The following is a 15535-nucleotide window of genomic DNA, read 5'->3' as shown; positions in this document are numbered from 1 at the left end:
ATCAGGGACCTCATGATTTCAACTTTGTGGCAAATGTTCGCGATGATTGCCTGCGGCGTGGCGTGGCGTTATTGGCGTCCGGGCGAGCTGTCCGCGGAACAGACGCGAACCGTGCTGACCACCGTGGTCTATTATCTGCTGCTGCCGGCGTTAGTGCTGGATGTGCTCTGGAAGGCCGATGTCGGCATCCATTCGCTGCAATATACGCTGTTCGGCGCGGCCTGCCTGTCCTTCGCGATGGCCTGCATCTGGCTCGTCGGGCGCCTTTTGCGCTTCAAGCCGCAACAAATGGGCGCGGTGCTGCTCGCGACCAGCTTTCCAAACGTGACTTACCTCGGTCTTCCGGTACTCGAACAGACCTTCGGCCATTGGGCCAGGTCGGTCGCGATTCAGATCGATTTGTTCGCGACCGCGCCCGCGGTGCTGACGGTCGGCATTGCCGCGGCCCGACATTACGGCCAAAACGGCGAGCAGAACCGAGAGCGCTTTTGGTCGTTTTTGGTCGCGCCGCCGTTCCTTGCGGCCATGCTGGCGGTGGCCTTGAATCTTTGCCGAGTCCCCGCGCCCGAGTGGCTGGCCGCGGTGCTGCAAAAATTGGCCGCCGGCGTCGTGCCCTTGATGCTGATCTCGCTCGGCATGGCGCTGAGTTGGAAGGCGGTCACGCTGCGCAATCTACCCTATGTGACGCCGGTGATCCTGATCAAGATGGCGCTGATGCCCTGGTTCGCGCTCTGGTTTAGCCAGTACCTGACGCTCGATCAGGCGCATCAGGACGCCTTGGTGCTCGAAATGGCGATGCCGTGCATGGTGCTCGGCATCGTGTTTTGCGACCGCTATCAACTCGACAGCTCACTCTATGCGATGGCGGTGACCGTGACCACGCTGCTGAGCCTGGTCACGCTGCCGTTCTGGTATCAGATCGCGGCCGGCTGATTTTTCATTGCTACAGAACTAAACACCATGCCGATCCTGGAAATCTTTTCGCAAGGCGAGGAAATCGTCACCGGCCAGACCGTCGATACGAACTCCGCCTGGCTGTCCGAGCAGTCCGTAGCGCTCGGTTTTACGGTCAGCCGCCATACCGCGGTCGGCGACAAACTCGGCGATTTGATCGCCTTACTGAAGGAAATTGCGCAGCGCGCCGACGGCTGCCTCTGCACCGGCGGACTCGGACCGACCAGCGACGACCTGACCGCCGAAGCGGTCGCCGCCGCCTTTAATCTGCCGCTCGAATTCGACGAGACCGCCTACCGGCAAATCGAACGCTATTTCAACAACAGAAAACGGCCGATGCCCGCGACCAACCGCAAGCAGGCGCTGCTGCCTCAAGGTTCGATCCGCCTCGACAACGACTGGGGCACAGCGCCTGGCTTCGCGGTGCGGGCCGGACGCTGCTGGTTTGCGTTCATGCCCGGCGTGCCGTCCGAAATGCGCGGGATGTTTATCGAGCGGGTCAAGCCGCTCTTGACCGAGCGCTTCGTGCTAAATCCCTCCAGACTGGTCACGATCAAGACGCTCGGCATCGGCGAGTCGGACATCCAGCAGCGTCTCGACGGCGTTTCGATGCCCGATTCGGTGCAGCTCGGCTTTCGCGCCGGCGTCGACGAAGTGCAGACCAAGCTGCTGTTTCCGGCCAATTATCCCGAAACCGACAGGACAACGCTGACCGAACAGATCGCCGCGCGGCTCGGCGACTTCGTCTTCGGCATCGACGGCTTGAGCGAAAACACCGGCAATCTCGCCGCGGTCGTCGACAAGCTGATGCGCGTCGCCGGTAAAACACTAGCGGTCGTCGAAACCGCGAGCCAGGGCCTGCTGGCCGCCAAATGTCCGGGCGCGACTTGGCTCAAGAGCGCCCTGTTCGAACAGTCGTTGAGCGCGCTGGGCCAGCGCTTAGCCGTAGCCGTCGACGCAAACGATTTGGCCGCAACCGGCGTGCGGCTCGCCAAGGCTTTGCAGGCGCAAAACCCGACCGATTTCGTGCTGATCCAGCTTTACGAAGGCAGCCCGGCGCAATTTCAAGACAAAGACCGGACGATCATCCTCTATAATACGCTGCTGACCCAGGGCTCCTTGCAGCAAAACCGCCATAACCTGGGCGGCCCCCTAGGCCGCAAACAAAACCAGGCCGCACTGCTCGGGCTCGACCTGCTGCGCCGTCATCTACAAAACCGAAAAATCTAATGCCGTTATTACGCTTAACCAACATCTCGATCGCCTTTGGCGTCCATGCTCTATTAAAAAACGCCAATTTCCAGCTCGATGCGGGCGAACGGGTCGGCCTCTTGGGCCGCAACGGCGAGGGCAAATCGACCCTGATGAAAGTCATCGCCGGCAACATCCAGGCCGACCACGGCGACATCTGGCGCCAACCTGGACTCCGGCTGGCCTGGCTCGAACAGGCGCCCGACTTGCCAAACGATGCGACGATCTATGACGCGGTCGCGGGCGGCCTCGGCGAACTCGGCGACTGGCTGACCCGCTATCACCACTTGTCGCAGACCGCCCACGACGACCAGGCGCTGCGCGAACTCGGCGACCTGCAACATCAGCTCGAAGCGCACAACGGCTGGCATTTCGGCAACCGCGTCGATACCACGCTGAGCAAGCTGGACTTGCCCGGCGACCTCAAGATCAGCGACCTGTCCGGCGGCTGGAAGCGCCGCGTCGCGCTGGCCCGCGCGCTGGTGATCGAGCCGGAAGTGTTGCTGCTTGACGAGCCGACCAACCACCTGGATTTCGAAAGCATCGCCTGGCTCGAAGAGCAATTGCTGAATTTCCAAGGCGCGGTGCTGTTCGTGACGCACGACCGTGCCTTCCTGCAGAAACTCGCGACCCGCATCACCGACCTGGACCGCGGCAATCTGGTGTCCTGGCAGGGCAGCTATGACGATTACCTGCGCCGCAAGGCCGCCGCGCTCGAAGACGAGGCGAATCAGAATGCCGAATTCGACAAGAAACTGGCCGACGAAGAAGTCTGGATACGCCAGGGCGTCAAGGCTCGGCGCACCCGCAACGAAGGCCGCGTGCGCGCGCTCGAACAACTGCGCCGCGAGCGCGACCAGCGCCGAAGCCGCCAGGGCACAGCCAACATGGCTCTGGAGCGCGGCGACACCTCCGGCAAGAAAGTGATCGAAGTCAAAGACATCAGCTTCGCCTATGCGGACCGGCAAATCGTCAGCCATTTCTCGACGCTGATCCAGCGCGGCGACAAGATCGGCCTGATCGGCGCGAACGGCGCCGGCAAATCGACCCTGCTCAAATTGCTGCTGCAACAGCTCGAACCCACCAGCGGCACGATCGAGCAGGGCACCCGCCTCGAAATCGCCTATTTCGATCAGCTGCGCGACCAGCTCGACCCCGAGGAGACCGTCGCCGACACGATCGCGCACGGCAACGATTTCGTCGATCTGCCCAGCGGCAAGAAGCACGTGATGTCTTATCTGGCCGACTTCCTGTTCTCGCCGGCCCGGGCGCGCTCGCCGGTCAAGAGCCTGTCCGGCGGCGAAAAAAACCGCCTGCTGCTCGCGCGCCTGTTCACCAAACCGGCCAACTTGCTGGTGATGGACGAACCGACCAACGACCTCGACCTCGAAACGCTCGAATTGCTCGAAGAAAAGCTGGTCAACTATGACGGCACCCTGCTCCTGGTCAGCCACGACCGCGCCTTTCTCGACAATGTCGTGACCAGCGTCTTCGTGCTGGACGGCTCAGGCAGCGTCGAGGAATACGTCGGCGGCTACAGCGACTGGCTGGACCAACGCCCCGCGCCCGAAGCCAAGGCGCAGCCAGCCAAGAAAGCCCCGGAGAAACCCAAAACCGAGCCGGCCCAGCCGGCCAAAAAGAAAAAGCTCAGCTACAAGGAACAGCAGGAGTTGAGCCAGTTGCCCGAGCGGATCGAGCAGCTCGAAAGCCGGCAGGCCGAGCTGAACGCGCTGATGAATTTGCCCGAATTTTACAAAAACGATCAGCCGACGATCGCCAAAACGCTGGACGAGCTGAACCAGACCGTCGCGTCGCTGGAAGAGGCTTACCGGCGCTGGGACGAACTCGAAGAAATGGCCGGCGAGAGCAGCTGATCAAGGTTATTGCCAAAAAAAGAAAAATCCGGTATCATTAGCGGTTCCCATGCTCATGGGCTCAAAATGTGGAGAGATGGCCGAGCGGTCGAAGGCGCACGCCTGGAAAGTGTGTATACGGCAACGTATCGAGGGTTCGAATCCCTCTCTCTCCGCCACTTGAGCATCCAACGAGACTCAAAAAGATTCAAAAACCCGCAAGTTTCCTGGCTTAGCGGGTTTTTTTATGTCTCACGAAGTACAATGGGGTACATTGACATACCCCCTACAGCGGGGGTATAAATGGGGGTACATCACATACCCCCAGAGGAGATACCCCCAATGGCCCTATCCGATACCGCCTGCAAGAACGCCAAGCCGAAGGAAAAACCTTATAAGTTGGCGGATGAAAAGGGAATGTTCCTGTTAATCAACCCGAACGGCTCGAAATATTTCCGCCTCAAGTACCGCTTTGCCGGGAAAGAAAAGCTCTTAGCCCTGGGGGTATATCCCGAAACCAGTCTGAAGGACGCGCGAAGCAAACGCGATCAGGCGCGGGAGCAAATCGCCAAGGGGATCGATCCCGGCATTACCCGCAAGATCGAAAAGACCGGCAGCGCGGAGAACACGTTTTCGGCGGTCGCGAAGGAATTCATCGAGGCCAATAAAAACCGCTGGAGCGTCAGCCATCGAGAACACGTCGAGCAATGTTTCGAGCGGGATGTTTATCCGTGGATGGGAAACAGGCCGCTTAAGGATTTGTCGGCGGTTGAAGTCCTGGCAACCTTGCGGCGAATCGTGGACCGGGGAGCCCTGGAAACGGCCGCCAGAACAAAACAGTTTATCGGCCAAGCCATCCGGTACGGGATCGCCACCGGCCGAGCCGAGCGCGATGTCACCGCAGATTTACGCGGGGCCTTGCCCTCGCCTATACGCGGTCATTTTGCAGCAATCACCGAGCCCAAACCGCTAGGCCAATTACTGCGGGATATTGACGCCTATAAGGGAAATTTCGTGGTCAGAACGGCGCTACAGCTTCAACCGCTGATCTTTGCCCGACCCGCAAACCTGGCGGCGGCGGAATGGTCAGAGTTCGACCTTGACGCGGCCGAATGGCGTATTGCCGCCGACAAGATGAAAATGAAGGATGCGCACATTGTCCCCTTGAGTCGGCAAGCGGTCACCTTGTTGCAGGACATTTACCCGCTGACCGGATCGGGTCGATACGTGTTCGCCAGCAACCAAGGCAAGACCGGCGGCGAGCCGCACATCAACCGCGAGGCGATCGGGGCGGCGTTGCGGCGCATGGGCTACCAAGGTCAGCACACGGCGCACGGATTCCGAACCACCGCCAGTACCCTATTGCATGAGCATGGCTTTCATTCAGACATGATTGAGCGGCAGTTATCCCACGCCGAACGCAACCGGATCAAAGCCGCCTACAACCGAGCGCAACACTTGCCTGAGCGTAGGATGATGATGCAAGCCTGGTCCGACTACCTGGACGGCTTGAAGAACGGGGCTGAAGTCATTCCGTTTAGAAAGTCCGGCTAATCGCCGACACCTGAAAAAACCTGAAATTGCCGCACTCGTTGCGGCTTTTTTTTGCGTGTTTCCAGCTCTCTCATCCTTCTACACTTTTGATGAAATTAGTGTAACATTTTGATATTAAAAATAACTATTGCTCAATATGATTCTCTAAAATGCCAAGGTGTGCGGATGATGACGGAATCGTATTAAATAATACTCGACATCTCAAACAAAGCGCGAAGCGCAAGGCAATAAAGATGTTCGATTCAAAAAATAACCTTCCAGCAACTGGCTACGTTCGACTTCCTCAAATCATAGGCGACCGTAAGCGCGGCATTCCCGGCGTTCTGCCCATCGGACGAACGACCTTCTTAACCGGCGTCAAAACCGGCAAATACCCCAAACCCGTAAAGCTGGGCGCGAGGTCTGTAGCCTGGCGCGTCGAGGACATCCGCGCACTGCTGGAATTGATCGGCGCGGAGGCTTGAGCCGATGACCGCACACAAAAAAGCCGCCGGGGAAGGCGTCCCCCAAGCGGCTTGCAAAAATTTAGAACACCAGCATTTTACAGCAACGGGCATAGAGTGCCAATTTCAGGACGCGGCGCGGGCGGCGGGCATCCCTTTAACCGGGGCTATTATCGCGGACGGCGTTTTGCACCGTTCACACATCGAGGGCCAGCGGGCGCGGTTATCCGATGCAGATCGGGCCGCTATTGCGGCAGAACGGCAGCGGCGCGAGATCGAGCGCCAGCAAACACAACGAACAGCCGCCGAGAAAGCCCGCTTTATCTGGGCCAAGACGCAGCACATTACAGACCCAAGCCAACACCCTTATTTGATGAAAAAGCGCATCCAGGCAAACGGGGCGCGGCTGAGCGTTTACCAAGGCCGGGCGTCTCTGGTCATTCCTATCCTTGGCGAATCCGGTTTAACTTCACTCCAATTCATCGAGGCCACGGCAGCAAACGGTTTTTACCGGGCGGCGAAATCAAAGGCTGTTCCGTGGGGATCGGCATGTCTGGCGTTACTCAGGCCGAACCGGGGCGGATTCTGATAGCCGAAGGTTTTGCCACCGGGGTGAGCCTGCACGAATGGTTTAAACAGCCTTGTATTGTGGCGTTCAATGCCGGGAACCTGGAGCCAGTCGCCAAGCGGATCAGGGCGCTATATCCGAACCATGAGTTGATTATCTGCGGCGATAACGACGAATCCGGCGCCGGACAGAAAGCGGCGCGGGCGGCGGCGCTGGCCGTGGGCGGGCGTTATCTGTTACCGCCAATCGTGAGAACTGACTTCAACGACACAATAAACGCTTGGCATGATGCGGCCAACACGGAGGTAGCAGTATGAATACCCACCCCAAAGACATCGAAACGGGGAAATCAACAGAGATTGAGCCGCTAAGCTTTTCTCCCCCAGACAAAAATCATCAAAACAATGTTGCCAATGTTACCAATGTTGCCACCTTCGACCTTGACGGTGCTATCGACGCAAAAGCCGAGGCAATGCAAAACGCTCTGAGGGTTATTGATAATGTGTTGGCTGGTTGCGCTGGCGACCCCGGCGCATTAGCTGCACAGGAATTTAATGACGCAGTTCGTTTTATTCGCGAGAATTCGGCGGCTGAGTGGTTTGCTGTTCGGTGCAAGATAAAAGATGCTAAGCCAAAAGGCGTTCTGTTGGATGACATAGACGCGGCCACTCGTCCGCCAAGGGAAGGCAGCGGGCCGGATTCAGTCGCAGCCGAATTAATCGAGCTGGCGATGGGCTGCGGCGAGCTTTTCTATGATGAGCAATCGGACGCGAAGTTTATCGCAATCGATGAGGGCGGCGTCGAGCAAGTTTTGCAGATCGGCACGAAAGGCTTTATCGAGTGGCTTTCATACGCCTACTACACAAGCACCGCGGGACCTGGAAGCCCTGGCATGTCAGCCAGTGAACCGGCGATAAAGCAGGCGGGATTCGCGCTGTCCGGCATAGCCAAGCATGACGGCCAAAAACAGCCGGTTTACTTGAGGGCCGCGCAGTATCAGGACGGGCTTGTAATTTTCCTTGGCGATGACCAATGGCGGGTTGTTGATGTTCAGCCGACCGGCTGGCGCGTTATGCAAAAATCCCCTGTCAAATTCTGGAAACCGGCATCGATGCAGGCTTTACCGATTCCGCATCCAGGCGGCAATATCGATGAATTATGGCAATTTGCCAACATCCAGAAGAATGACCGGCCTTTAGTGCTGGCGTGGATGCTGGAGGCGTTCCGGCCTAATACGCCATTCCCTGTTCTGGCGTTTAACGGTTTACAAGGTTCCGCCAAGTCATCAACACATAATCGAATCAGGGATTTAATCGACCCCAACAAAGTAAATCTACGCGCCGCGCCCAAAACCACGGAAGATATTTACATAAGCGCAGGCGTCAATTGGGTGGTTTCTTTCGAAAATATTTCACGACTGACACCGCAGCAGCAAGACGCACTGTGTACGCTTGCGACTGGCGGCGGCTTTGCATCACGGACGCTGCACACCAATGCGGAGGAAACGATTATCGAGGTCAAGCGGCCCGTGATTATCAACTCGATTCCCGTGGTCGTCACGGCGCAAGACCTGACCGACCGAGTTATCAACGTCGAGTTGAAACAGATCGACTACCGCGAAGAATCCGAAATCAACGCCGCATGGGAGAACGCGAGGCCGCGCATTTTCGGCGCTTTGCTGGACTTGTTGGTTAAAACCTTGGCCCAATTGCCGAGAGTCACACTCACCAAGCCGCCGAGAATGGCCGACTTCACACGCATGGGCGAGGCGATGATGCAGGCGCAAGGGCACCAACCCGGCACATTTGACGCACTATTCAAGGCAAATAGGCAGGAATCGGTAGCGCGGGCGATGGAATCAAGCCCGGTTGCCGTGGCCGTCCTGGAAATTGTTGACGCACATAAGGGGCTGTCTCCCGTAGTTTTTCGCGGCACAATGAAAAAGCTGCTCGATACCTTAGCCGCTCACCGCCATGATACGGACGGCTGGCCGAAATCGCCGCGCGGTTTGGGCGATGCGCTTAAGCGGCAGTCGCCAGCACTTGCGGCGGATCGACGGCGAAAGAGGTTTGCTCGTCACGATTCTGAAAGCTGGCAACATTGGCAACATTGGCAATGTCGTTTCAAACTTATCTACTCCAGGGGGAAATGCACAGCGCCTAAATTCGGCGGCATTTGCTGATGAGAGCGAAATATGAACGCGTTGGCAAGAATCAAAAGCGCGGGGTTCGATGTCTGGCTCAAGGATAACGGCAATATCGGGATCACCCCGTTTAATTCCCTGACCCCGCAACAATTGGAGTTTTTGAAGGAGCACAAGACAGAGATTATTCAAGCCTTGGCCGCCAATGATACCAATGTCGCAGCACCAGCAGCCGAGCCGAAAACAAATCACTCCATCACCTGCAAGACCTGTATTCACTTTGAGAGCTACCACGCCCACGGCGGCGGCGCTGGTACATGCAGGGCCGAGGTTATGCCGTTCGGCGCGTGTTGGTGGTCTGATACCGTCCACCAGTGCGGCAAACACCTATCGAGCGCCAGCAGCGAAGCCGCGCGCAATGCCGAGGGCCGATACTTCAAGTTTCTTGTGACCCGGCAGGACGGCACACAGTTTTATTCGTGCTCAATGCCACGCCTGACACTGGCCGAAGTCCGGGAGCAGTACCCAGACGCCACAAATATTAAGCCCGTCGAGGGCGAGGACTACCCCAATGATTGATGCGGGAGAGACAATCGAACGATTGTCTGTAATCAGCTTATGACAATGGTTTCGTGATTTGAGTTTTGAAATATACCCCAAAAAGTACCCCCATCTGCTCAGGGCTGCCCCCAATTTTTTCGGCTGATCCGGCCATCGATGCCGCGCGGCTTGATCGCGGTCCCCACGACTCACGACTGCGCCGGCATTGCGTCAGGGCTAGGCAAAATCTATTATTATCCGTTTCAGATACGATAAATTCCCCAGCATGTAACCCTAGCCAAAACCTAACCATTCAACCCTTGCTAAAACCTTGCTATCCCATCAAAACAAAACCGGATCATTGTAAGGCGGATGCTCGCTGTAGTCAGGCTCACGGCGACTCTCGGCGCTCCCAGTGTTGCCGCGCCGTTTTTTCACGTCATAGGCCGACAGCGCCGCCGATACGGTGATGTTCAAGCCGCGCTTCATTTCGCCCGTGGCCTTGTCTGTCCACTCGGACGGCTTCAAGGCTCCGGCCACGCTCACGGCGTCGCCTTTCTTGAGTTTGGCGACTCTCTCGCAAGCCGTCCGGCTTAGCGGGTTTTTTATTGCCCACCGAAGCGCAATCAGATACAGTGATATGATGCCGTCAAGCCTGACGGCATATCGAATTTAGCCGGAGCTTGTACCGTCATGCCGCTATTTGTTTGGAATTTGAATTTTCGGCACTGTTTTTATGAGCTAAAGCATGAGTAAATCCCGCCAACTCCAACCGCACCCTGATTATCCTAAAAATCGACACCCGGGAGCCCAGGCGACATGAACGATTCGGCGCACGAAAAAAATGTTCCTGCCGAAAGTCCGCATCCCATCGTCGGTATCGGCGCCTCGGCGGGCGGACTGGAAGCGCTGGAGCAGTTTCTGTCGCACGTGCCCGACCACAGCGGCATGGCGTTCGTTGTGATCCAGCACCTCGATCCCAACTACAAGGGCTTGATGCCCGAACTCTTGCAGCGTATCACCAAGATGAAAGTGGCGCAGGCCGTCGAGCACATGCCAGTGGAGGCCGATTGCGTGTATGTGATTCCGCCGAACAAAGATTTGTCGATCCTGCACGGCGCGTTGCACCTGCTCGACCCGGTAGCGCCGCGCGGCCTGCGTCTGCCGATCGATTACTTTTTTCGCGCCTTGGCCGAGGATCAGCACGAACGCGCCATCGGCGTCATTCTTTCGGGCATGGGTTCCGACGGCACACTGGGACTGCGCGCGATCAAGGAAAAGGCCGGTCTGGTGCTGGTACAGACCCCCGCATCCGCCCAATTTGACGGCATGCCGCGCAGCGCCATCGATAAAGGCTTGGCCGACATCATCGCGCCGGCGGAAGAACTGCCGGACAAGATAGTCTCTTATCTCCGGCACCTGCCTTGTGTTGATCATAGCGAGGCCGAGCCGATTCTCGAACCCAAACCGCGAAGTGCGCTGGAAGAAGTTGTCACTCTGCTTCGCGTCCGTACCGGTAATGATTTTGCGCTCTATAAGAAAAACACCATACTGCGCCGCGTCGAACGGCGCATGGGGCTGCATCAAATCGACGACATGCGCGTCTATGCGCGCTATTTACGCGAAAACCCACAGGAACTGGACCTGCTGTTCAAGGAATTATTGATCGGCGTCACCAGTTTCTTCCGCGATCCTTCGGTTTGGGAACACATGAAAACCGCTGCCATTCCGGCGCTATTGGCGGCTTATCCGGGCGGTAAGGATCTCCGCGCCTGGGTGCCGGCCTGTTCCACCGGGGAGGAAGCCTATACCCTGGCGATCGTGTTCAAGGAAACGCTGCAGCAACTCAAACTCCAAGGCCGTTTCACGCTGCAAATTTTTGCCACCGACCTCGATGAGAATGCGATCGATCAAGCCCGAAAAGGGAGTTACCCCGGCAACATCGCGGTCGATGTTTCACCGGAACGACTGACCCGCTTTTTTGTCTGCGAAGAAAACGGTTACCAGGTCAACAAGGAAATCCGCGAGACGGTGATTTTTGCGCCGCAGAATATCATCACCGATCCGCCGTTCACCAAGCTGGATATTCTCTGCTGCCGTAATCTGCTCATCTATCTCGGTCCTGAGCTGCAGAAAAAACTGCTGCCCTTGTTCCACTATGCGCTGGTTCGCCGGGGTTGCCTGTTGCTCGGTAATGCCGAATCCGTCGGCGGTTTTACCGATCTGTTCACGCCTATCGATAACCAGTCGCGGATCTACCTGCGCACCGACAAGTCGTTGCCGGTCGTGGAAGTCGATTTCCCCAAGAAAGACGTTGCCATAACGGCGGCCGCCAGGAAAGAATCCAAGGTCATCGGCCCGCCGGCTAATCTGCAAACGTTGGTGGAGCAATTTTTGCTGGAGAATTTCGCGCCGGCGGCGGTGCTGATCAATGCCGATGGCGATATCCTCTACATCAGCGGCCGTACCGGAAAATACCTGGAGCCCGCGGCTGGCAAAGCCAACTGGAACATCCATGCGATGGCCCGCGAGGGCTTGCGCCACGGACTGGCCATGGGGCTGAAGAAAGTGCTGAGGCAACCGGAAACCGTGCACGTGTCCGGCGTTACGATTGGCTCCAACGGCGGCAAGCAAGCCGTCAATCTGACCATTCAAGCAATCGACAAGCCGGAGGCATTGCGCGGTATGCTGGCCGTGGTATTCACCGAGGTGCAAAAAGCGGGCAAATCATCGACCCGCAAACAGCAAACTGAAAATGAGCCGTTGCTGGCGGAACTACATCAAGCGCGCGAAGAACTTCAGACCCTGCGTGAAGAAATGCAAACCTCGCAGGAAGAACTTAAATCGTCCAACGAAGAACTGCAATCCACCAATGAAGAATTGCAGTCGACTAACGAAGAACTGATGACATCCAAGGAAGAGATGCAGTCGATGAACGAGGAATTGCAAACCGTCAATACCGAATTGCAATCCAAGGTGGACGAATTGTCGAGAGTCAACAACGACATGAACAATCTGCTGAACAGCATGGAAATCGCGACGGTGTTTCTGGATAACGCACTCCATATCCGGCGCTTTACCAACCACGCCACCCATCTGTTCAAGCTGATCGCAGGCGATATCGGGCGGCCTTTGTCCGATATCGCCACCGATCTGGACTATCCGCAACTGCATCACGATGCCCAGGAAGTGCTAAGAACGTTGGTGTTTACCCAAAAACAAATCACCACGCGCGATGGCCGCTGGTATAAAGTGCGTATCATGCCGTATCGTACCCAAGACAACGTGATCGATGGAGTGGTCATCACCTTTATCGACTTCACCGAAACCAAGAAGATGGAAGCGGAGCTGCGGAGAAAACCAAATGAACACAACATCCACCCCATCTGAAACAGAAGCCGCCGAATTGCGGCGGCGCGCCGAGCAACTCCTGGCGGAACAGAAGCCGCGGATGCCGGACACAACGGACGTTACCGAACGCTTGCTGCACGAATTGCAAGTCCACAAAATAGAACTGGAAATGCAAAATGAAGAGCTTAGACTCGGGCGTGATCAACTTGAAACCGCGCTGGAACGTTACACCGAACTCTACGATTTCGCCCCGGTCGGCTATATGACTTTAAATCAATCCGGCCGAATTCTCGAAATCAACCTGACCGGCGCCGCGATGTTGAGCAGGGTACGCTCGGTTATCGTCGGCCGGCCCTTGATCGACTATCTGAATTCCGCGAATAGAGAACGATTGCGCTGGCATTTGCGCGAGACGTTCCGAGAAGAAGGCAAAGTCACCGACGAATTTAAAATAGAACAGGCTAACAATTCGGCACGCGACATCTTGTTGGTCAGCGTGGCATCGGCAGAGCGGGGCATTTGCCGCTCGATAATGACCGATATTAGCCAGCGCAAACAGATGGACAAAAAAATGCGCGAATTAGCAAACGAGCTGAGAGTGGTCGAAACGCGCGAACGGCATCATCTGGCCCAAGAACTTCACGATAATTTATGCCAGTTGGTTGCGGTGGCCAAAATCAAGCTATCGCAGTTCTCAATGACCGAAATAACCGACAGCCAGACGCAAAAAATCCAGGAAATTAGCCATCTATTGGAGTGCACGCTCAAGTCAATGAACGCAATGGTGTTTCAACTGAGCCCCCCCATGCTCGATAACTTCGGCTTGTATGCCGCACTCCAAGCATTGGCGGCGGAATTCAAGGAACAGTACGGTTTTGATGTGCACATTATTGACGATGGACTGGAAAAACCGTTACCGCAAGGTTGGAATCTCATTCTGTATCGAGCGGTGCGCGAATTACTGATCAACGCCATCAAACACGCCGACGTCACAATGGCGGAGGTGGAAATCCGGCGAATCGGCAACGAAATCAGGATTTCCGTGCGCGACAAAGGCAAAGGCTTCGACAATCAGGTATTGGCTAACGGACTCTACGCTAATGGCTTTGGTTTATTCAGCATCAAAGACCAGCTCGATCAACTGGGCGGCAGCTTAGCAATCGCCACCGGTCCCGGCGAAGGCGCCAACGTGACGTTGGTTTTGCCTATACCCCTACCCCAGTGTGAACTACGGGAAGGAGCTTAACCGATGAGCTTACGATTGATACTGGCCGATGATCATCAGTTGGTGCGGGAAGCCTTGCGCGCCTTGTTGGAAAAAGAAGCGGATATCGCCGTTGTAGGAGAAGCCGCCGACGGCCGCGAGTTACTGCAACGGGTTGCCGAATTGCAGCCCGACATGGTGATCATCGATATCAGCATGCCGGACATAGACGGCATTGCGGCAACGCGGCGCCTGCATGCCGATTATCCGTCCATCAAGGTGATCGCATTATCGATGTTTTGCAATCCCCAATACACGCTGGAAATATTAGCGGCGGGCGCTTCCGCCTACGTTGCCAAAGCCTCCGCGGGTGAACATTTATTGCAGGCCATTCATCAGGTAGCCGCTAATAAACGCTATCTATCGCCAAAGATCGCCGCAGAATTGGCTGGCGATTCCGTTCATGCCAAAGCGGCCGACTACGTGTCAAACTTGGACCGGCGTGAATTCGACGTCATGAAACTCTTGGTCGAAGGCCTCACCTCAAGCGAAATTGCAGACCGGTTGCAACTTTCCGAGCTAACCGTCGAAACCGACCGGCGCATTATTTTGCAAAAGCTCAATTGCAACAATCTTGCCGATTTAATCAAATACGCCATCCGTCACGGCCTGACGTTTTTCTGATGCCAACCGGCTGACTTTCCGTGCAGTTCCACCTCTCCCTAGACCCGAAGGCGGCCCGCCGAGGGCTTTTGGAATTAAGTTCCTGGTTTTGACAGGTAAAGGAGCATACAATGACCGGTTTGCCGAGCAATGAACTCAAAAAACCGGGGAAACCCGGTTTTTTTATGCCCAATGAAATTGATTGATATCCCCTAAATAGCCTTCATGGCATTATCAAATCTTGAACTTACTGACCACTATGCCATCAAACTTGTCAATTATTATTATTCCGAATGGAATTAAATAATATGCACTTCCCTGACGTGATATTATGCATTTTCTCGATCTTGTCCGAATGTTTATTTAAACGGTCAGGGTTCTCCGTAACTAATAAATAACAAGGGGACACTATGAAAAAAATTACATTGATCGGCGCCGCTTTATTGGGTCTTTTAAGCGCTCCAGTATTTGCCGAAGAGCATGCGGATGCGGCGCTGGAACATACCAATATGGCGATTCAATATGGAAAAGCCGAACACAATCCAATTTTGGTCACGCATGCAAAAGAAGCCTTGACCCATGCTAAAGTTGCCGTTGAACTCGCAACCGGCGAATCTAAAACGCATCTGGAAGCTGCGGTAAAGTCACTGGAAACGGCTATCGACCATGGCAAAATGAAAGGCAAGGAGCATGTAAAACTCGCTGTAAAAGCGGCTGAAGCGGCCTCTGCACACATTAAAGCCGCCAATCAGTAATATCAATTTTAAACTATTGAATTTGTGCCTGCCGGCGCAAATACATAATAAAAAGAAATAATAAAATGATTGCCCCATAAGTTTTCTGCTTATGGGGTTTTTTTATGTTTAGCGATTGTAATTCACGTACTGAATGGGTAGCAATCTATACTTTTTGAGTGCGTTAATCTTAATTATTCTTTGCCGCGATTGACGATGCGTCTTCCGGAAACTTGTTTTGCTGATCGATTATGCGCTGCCTTGCTCTTGGTAAGCT

The 15535-nt window shown here is 55.6% G+C and carries 14 protein-coding genes and 1 tRNA gene; 14 read left to right on the top strand and 1 reads right to left on the bottom strand.

Translation table 11 applies throughout. The features are described from left to right. Window positions 1-12 precede the first annotated feature (12 nt). From METLA_RS0114845 to METLA_RS0114805, 10 genes are all read left to right on the top strand, one after another. The gene (locus METLA_RS0114845) at window positions 13-933 is read left to right on the top strand and encodes an AEC family transporter (protein ID WP_024299297.1); all 921 of its coding nucleotides are present in this window, start codon (window positions 13-15) and stop codon (window positions 931-933) included. 27 nt (window positions 934-960) lie between these two features. Continuing rightward, window positions 961-2184 (top strand): competence/damage-inducible protein A, encoded by a 1224-nt coding sequence (locus METLA_RS0114840; protein ID WP_024299296.1) that lies wholly within the window; start codon window positions 961-963, stop codon window positions 2182-2184. After that, complete coding sequence (locus METLA_RS0114835) at window positions 2184-4079, top strand: ATP-binding cassette domain-containing protein (RefSeq protein ID WP_024299295.1); 1896 nt, start codon at window positions 2184-2186, stop codon at window positions 4077-4079. The genes METLA_RS0114840 and METLA_RS0114835 overlap by 1 nt, the downstream gene beginning before the upstream one ends. 70 nt (window positions 4080-4149) lie before the next feature. Beyond that, window positions 4150-4237 (top strand) — tRNA-Ser (locus tag METLA_RS0114830). 163 nt (window positions 4238-4400) lie between these two features. Beyond that, on the top strand, window positions 4401-5612 hold the full coding sequence (locus tag METLA_RS0114825) for a tyrosine-type recombinase/integrase (protein WP_024299294.1): 1212 nt from the start codon (window positions 4401-4403) through the stop codon (window positions 5610-5612). A gap of 233 nt (window positions 5613-5845) precedes the next feature. Next, complete coding sequence (locus METLA_RS0114820) at window positions 5846-6076, top strand: helix-turn-helix transcriptional regulator (RefSeq protein ID WP_029646695.1); 231 nt, start codon at window positions 5846-5848, stop codon at window positions 6074-6076. Window positions 6077-6080: 4 nt separating this feature from the next. Continuing rightward, window positions 6081-6644, top strand: coding sequence for a hypothetical protein (locus METLA_RS21490; protein ID WP_024299292.1), 564 nt, complete (start codon window positions 6081-6083; stop codon window positions 6642-6644). After that, window positions 6605-6940, top strand: a complete 336-nt coding sequence (locus METLA_RS23575; RefSeq protein ID WP_024299291.1) for a toprim domain-containing protein — start codon at window positions 6605-6607, stop codon at window positions 6938-6940. Before METLA_RS21490 ends, METLA_RS23575 begins: the two co-directional genes overlap by 40 nt. Continuing rightward, entirely contained in the window at window positions 6937-8805 is a 1869-nt protein-coding gene (locus METLA_RS20965) for a hypothetical protein (RefSeq protein WP_024299290.1), read from the top strand. The genes METLA_RS23575 and METLA_RS20965 overlap by 4 nt, the downstream gene beginning before the upstream one ends. Window positions 8806-8817: 12 nt before the next feature. Beyond that, the gene (locus METLA_RS0114805) at window positions 8818-9345 is read left to right on the top strand and encodes a hypothetical protein (RefSeq protein WP_024299289.1); all 528 of its coding nucleotides are present in this window, start codon (window positions 8818-8820) and stop codon (window positions 9343-9345) included. Between the two features lie 303 nt (window positions 9346-9648). Here METLA_RS0114805 and METLA_RS23570 read toward each other — a convergent pair whose 3' ends face one another. Beyond that, window positions 9649-9852: a hypothetical protein gene (locus METLA_RS23570; RefSeq protein WP_024299288.1), complete on the bottom strand. Its 204-nt coding sequence runs from the start codon at window positions 9850-9852 to the stop codon at window positions 9649-9651. 273 nt (window positions 9853-10125) lie between these two features. On the opposite strand from METLA_RS23570, the gene METLA_RS0114795 reads away from it, so the two are divergent. The 4 genes from METLA_RS0114795 to smbP all read left to right on the top strand — a co-directional run bounded on the left by METLA_RS0114795 (window position 10126) and on the right by smbP (window position 15279). Then, a complete protein-coding gene (locus tag METLA_RS0114795; RefSeq protein ID WP_024299287.1) occupies window positions 10126-12696 on the top strand; it encodes a chemotaxis protein CheB in 2571 nt (856 codons plus the stop codon). After that, window positions 12599-13903 (top strand): PAS domain-containing sensor histidine kinase, encoded by a 1305-nt coding sequence (locus METLA_RS0114790; RefSeq protein WP_084480150.1) that lies wholly within the window; start codon window positions 12599-12601, stop codon window positions 13901-13903. Before METLA_RS0114795 ends, METLA_RS0114790 begins: the two co-directional genes overlap by 98 nt. A gap of 3 nt (window positions 13904-13906) precedes the next feature. Beyond that, complete coding sequence (locus METLA_RS0114785; protein WP_024299285.1) at window positions 13907-14545, top strand: response regulator transcription factor; 639 nt, start codon at window positions 13907-13909, stop codon at window positions 14543-14545. 389 nt (window positions 14546-14934) lie between these two features. Beyond that, entirely contained in the window at window positions 14935-15279 is a 345-nt protein-coding gene (smbP, locus tag METLA_RS0114780; protein WP_024299284.1) for a small metal-binding protein SmbP, read from the top strand. The last annotated feature ends 256 nt before the right edge of the window (window positions 15280-15535 follow it).

The sequence above is a fragment of the Methylomicrobium lacus LW14 genome (genome assembly GCF_000527095.1).
Lineage (GTDB): Bacteria > Pseudomonadota > Gammaproteobacteria > Methylococcales > Methylomonadaceae > Methylomicrobium > Methylomicrobium lacus.
This window is presented reverse-complemented; position numbering and strand designations above follow the sequence as displayed.

Excerpts from the sequence above, each read along its gene's own strand:
- METLA_RS0114845 (WP_024299297.1), top strand. The coding sequence starts at position 13 with ATGATTTCAACTTTGTGGCAAATGTTCGCGATGATTGCCTGCGGCGTG.
- METLA_RS0114840 (WP_024299296.1), top strand. The coding sequence starts at position 961 with ATGCCGATCCTGGAAATCTTTTCGCAAGGCGAGGAAATCGTCACCGGC.
- METLA_RS0114835 (WP_024299295.1), top strand. The coding sequence starts at position 2,184 with ATGCCGTTATTACGCTTAACCAACATCTCGATCGCCTTTGGCGTCCAT.
- METLA_RS0114825 (WP_024299294.1), top strand. The coding sequence starts at position 4,401 with ATGGCCCTATCCGATACCGCCTGCAAGAACGCCAAGCCGAAGGAAAAA.
- METLA_RS0114820 (WP_029646695.1), top strand. The coding sequence starts at position 5,846 with ATGTTCGATTCAAAAAATAACCTTCCAGCAACTGGCTACGTTCGACTT.
- METLA_RS21490 (WP_024299292.1), top strand. The coding sequence starts at position 6,081 with ATGACCGCACACAAAAAAGCCGCCGGGGAAGGCGTCCCCCAAGCGGCT.
- METLA_RS23575 (WP_024299291.1), top strand. The coding sequence starts at position 6,605 with ATGTCTGGCGTTACTCAGGCCGAACCGGGGCGGATTCTGATAGCCGAA.
- METLA_RS20965 (WP_024299290.1), top strand. The coding sequence starts at position 6,937 with ATGAATACCCACCCCAAAGACATCGAAACGGGGAAATCAACAGAGATT.
- METLA_RS0114805 (WP_024299289.1), top strand. The coding sequence starts at position 8,818 with ATGAACGCGTTGGCAAGAATCAAAAGCGCGGGGTTCGATGTCTGGCTC.
- METLA_RS0114795 (WP_024299287.1), top strand. The coding sequence starts at position 10,126 with ATGAACGATTCGGCGCACGAAAAAAATGTTCCTGCCGAAAGTCCGCAT.
- METLA_RS0114790 (WP_084480150.1), top strand. The coding sequence starts at position 12,599 with ATGGAGTGGTCATCACCTTTATCGACTTCACCGAAACCAAGAAGATGG.
- METLA_RS0114785 (WP_024299285.1), top strand. The coding sequence starts at position 13,907 with ATGAGCTTACGATTGATACTGGCCGATGATCATCAGTTGGTGCGGGAA.
- smbP (WP_024299284.1), top strand. The coding sequence starts at position 14,935 with ATGAAAAAAATTACATTGATCGGCGCCGCTTTATTGGGTCTTTTAAGC.